Origin of the sequence: Nocardiopsis sp. MG754419 (genome assembly GCF_018207095.1) — a bacterium.
GTDB lineage: Bacteria > Actinomycetota > Actinomycetes > Streptosporangiales > Streptosporangiaceae > Nocardiopsis.
The window spans coordinates 1-3,649 of the sequence record NZ_QOCZ01000262.1 but is presented as its reverse complement, the minus strand read 5'-3'; the positions used below and the strand labels follow the sequence as shown (position 1 = coordinate 3,649).

Genomic DNA, 3,649 nt, shown 5'->3' with positions numbered 1-3,649 from the left:
GGTCATGGGGTTCCCTGTTCTGGCTCGGCTGATCGGGGCTCGTGGGGGCCGGACTCAGAACCCGGGGTGTTCGGACAGGATCTCCGACTCCTCAGGGATGTGGATGTCGCGAGGCTCGTGGAAGACGTAATCCCGCGTCTGGGTGAAGGAGATCTCCGGGGAGTCCGGGTTCTCGGGGACATCGACCCCGGCACCGGACAACCGCAGCGGGTAGCCATCGTCATCGATCCACAGGTCGAAGGTCATGGTGCCGGGTCGGATCCCTTCCAGGTCGACCTGCTCGACGAAGGTCCCGCTGTACAGGTGCCCCTCCGTCACCTCGAACGTCAGTCCCGCGCTGACGTCGTCCGAGAACTCAGGCTCGTAGGGCACACGGCTGCGGCCCTGGTAGGCGATCTCGGAGTCCGGTTCCAGCATCCACGAGAGCGCCCAGTCGCGGTCTTCCAGGAGATCGTCGCCGGCGGTGATCGAGTCGTCGGACCGGTAGTACTCCAGGGGCCCGGGACCGTCCCCCGTGTCCGTCTCCGCGGCGTTGACCTGTTGCTCCAGATCGTTCCCGTAGTGCAGGTCGACGAGGGTGCCGAACGGGTGGTAAATCCTGCGTTGAGCGGCCCGGACGGGATCCTCGGTGTACTCGACGACGTTGATGGCCGGGTGCCCCCCTTCCTGGTCGACGATGTGTTCGTGCCGGTACAGGAAGTCGCTCGCACCCGCCATCAGGTCGATCGCCTCGGCGACCACGGCGGCACCATCCTCGGGGTCGCTCCGCACCGTGGGGCCGTCGACCTCCTCCTCCGTGGGGTCCTCCGCCGTCTCGTTCGCCGCGCCGTCTCCGTCGGTCCCGCCGCCCCAGGGCACCCGGTCGGACCACAGCAGTCCACCGACCAGCGCGACCACCAGCACGGCCGCGGCCACGAACACCACCGGGGCGCGGCGCGACCCGCGCACACGGCGGACGCCGGGGTCGGCGACCTCCGTCCATTCGGTGGCCAACAGCTCGGGCACGATCTCGGTGGGGTGCACGTCGTGGCCCGGGTCGTCCACGCGGGTGGACGGCAACGCACCGCCCGGAAGGACCCGTGTGGTCGACCAACCACGCGTCAGTTCCGCCAGAGCCTCGTCCGCTCGCGGACGTTCCGCCGGGTCCTTGGCGAGCGAACGCCGCACCAGGCCCATCAGGTGTTCGGGGACACCCTCCAGGTCCGGTTCCTCGTGCCTGCTGCGGTGGATGATCCCGTCCACGGAACCACGTCCGAAGGGGTCCCGACCGGTCGCGGCGACGGCGACGAGGCCGCCCCAAGCGAACATGTCGGAGTACCCGGTGGCCTCGACCCCCTCGTACCGCTCCGGGGCGACCCATCCGGGGGTGCCGTGCAGACCTCCGGTGGCGGTGAGCACGGTGCCGTCGGCTGCACGGGCGATACCGAAGTCCAGCACCTTGGGGCCGTCGGGGGCGAGGATGACGTTGCCGGGCTTCAGGTCACGGTGCACCACCCCCGCGGTGTGGACTGCGGTGAGCGCCTCGGCGAGACCGACCGCGAGCGCGGTGAGCATCCCCCCGCTCAGTCGTCCGTGCCGCTTGACGTGCTGACGCAGGGTCGGGCCGGGGACGTACTCGGTGGCCATCCACGGGGTGGTCGCCTCCACGTCGGCGCCGAGGAAGGCGGGGGCGCAGGTGGCCCGGACCCGGGAGACCAGGCCGACCTCGCGGGCGAACCGGGCCCTGAAGTCCGGGTCTGCGGCGAACTGCGCGTGGATCACCTTGACGGCGGCGGCACGGCCGGCGTCGGTGATACCGGCGTAGACGGCGCCCATGCCGCCCGCACCGATGCGTCCCACCACCCGGTAGTCGCCGAGTCGTTCGGGGTCGCCGCGTCTCGGCGGGTCCACACCGGGCGGCAGGTGGTCGCGGTCGAAAGGGGTGTTGCGTGCCATCGTCTGGTCCCATCGGTGTCGGGGGTGGGGTCGGCCACGTCGGGGTCGTGTGATCAGCCGCCGCGGAGCGCGTCCTTGGCGGGTCCGTAGACACAACTGTTGGTCGGGGAGCCCTCGGAGAGGGTGGCATCGAGGGGCGTGACCTCCACGGCCTCGGGAACGTAGTAGGGGTCGTCGTCCGGCGAACCGCGCCAGTGATAGCAGAGACCGCCCGGGTAGCCGACCTCGGGGCGCAGGCCCTGAACCGCTTCGGCGGGGGTGTGGTAGACGGCGAAGGCGTCGTCCCCCACCTGCCTTGTGGCCCCGGTCACGAAGGTCACCTCGAACTCCGCCGTGGGCTCCTCCGGGGACAGCGCGGCACGCGTCCCGTCACTGTTCGCGACGAAGGTGGTGAGGGACTCGTCCTCGGGGTCGATCCGCTCGACCCTCGCGAAGTCGTGGCTGTACACGCGCAACGAGCCGAAGTCGGGCAGGTACTCGGCGGTGACGGTCACGGTGAGGTTCTGCGTATAGGACCAGGAGTGCTCGCCCATGGCGAACCGGACCTGGTCCAGCCCCTCCCCGCCTCCCTCCGGTTCCAGAGTGCGAACGAGGACGTCGCCGGCCTCCGGGTCGGGGGCAACGGTCACGGTGCCGGTCTCGTAGAGTTCGCGGAACTCCTCGGGGACGGTGTCGTCCGCGGGCAGTCCGTCGACGACGCCGCCGTCGGTGGTCGTCGGCGCGCTCTCGGTGTGGTCCGAAACCCCTCCGAGCCATCCTTCGGTCACCACCCGGACCCCGGCGCCGGCGACGAGGACGAGTGCGATCCCGGCGGCACCGAGGGTCAGGCTCCGACGATGCCGCCGGGCCCAGGAACGACGTCGTAGCGCGTGTGCCCGCCAGGGGTCGACCGTCTGCGCGGGCGCGGCTGCGGGCGCCGACGCGACGGCCCCCCGCGTGGCGAGGGCCGGTGCGCCCAGGAGTCCGGCCGCGTCGGGCCGCCGCGCGGGGTCCTTGTCCAAGGCGCCCGCGACCACCCCGCGCAGAGGGGTGGGGACCCCGCCCAGGGACGGCGGATCCGACAACACCCGGGAGACCAACACGTTCGATGCGGCCGCGCCGAAGGGGCCGTTCCCGGTGGCGGCGTAGGCGACGAGCCCGCCCCAGGCGAAGACGTCGGAACGGTCGGTGGCATCGACTCCGCGATACTGCTCGGGCGCGATCCATCCGGGGGTGCCCACCAGTCCACCCGTGCGGGTCAGTGCGCTCTCCTCGGCGGCGCGCGCGATGCCGAAGTCCAGCACCTTCGGACCGTCCGGGGACAGGATCACGTTGCCCGGCTTCAGATCTCGGTGCACCACCCCGGCGGCGTGGATGGCGCCGAGGGTCCGGGCCACGCCGACGGCGAAAGCGGTCAACGCCACGCCGTGGAGCGGGCCGGACCGGCGCACGTACTGGTCGAGGGTGGGTCCGGGCACGTACTCGGTGGCCAACCAGGGCAGGTCGGAGCCGGTGTCGGCACCGAGGAAGGTCGGGAGGCCGGGTGCCCGTACCCGACGGACCAGCCGCACCTCGCGGGCGAATCGGGCACGGAATTCGCGGTCGGCGATGTGGGAGCGGTGCACACACTTGACCGCGGCCCTTCTGTCGCGTCCGTCCAGCGCGGCGTACACGACGCCCATACCTCCGGAGCCCAGCCGTCCGAGCACACGGAACGGGCCGAGGTGGGTGGGGT

At 71.6% G+C, this 3,649-nt stretch carries 2 protein-coding genes; both read right to left on the bottom strand.

Going from position 1 to position 3,649, the window contains the following annotated elements:
• Positions 1 to 54: 54 nt before the first annotated feature.
• Positions 55 to 1,935 (bottom strand): serine/threonine-protein kinase, encoded by a 1,881-nt coding sequence (locus DSY14_RS27300; protein ID WP_211719479.1) that lies wholly within the window; start codon positions 1,933 to 1,935, stop codon positions 55 to 57.
• Positions 1,936 to 1,988: 53 nt separating this feature from the next.
• The coding region (locus tag DSY14_RS27295) for a serine/threonine-protein kinase (RefSeq protein WP_211719478.1) at positions 1,989 to 3,649 on the bottom strand (1,661 nt) is incomplete at its 5' end.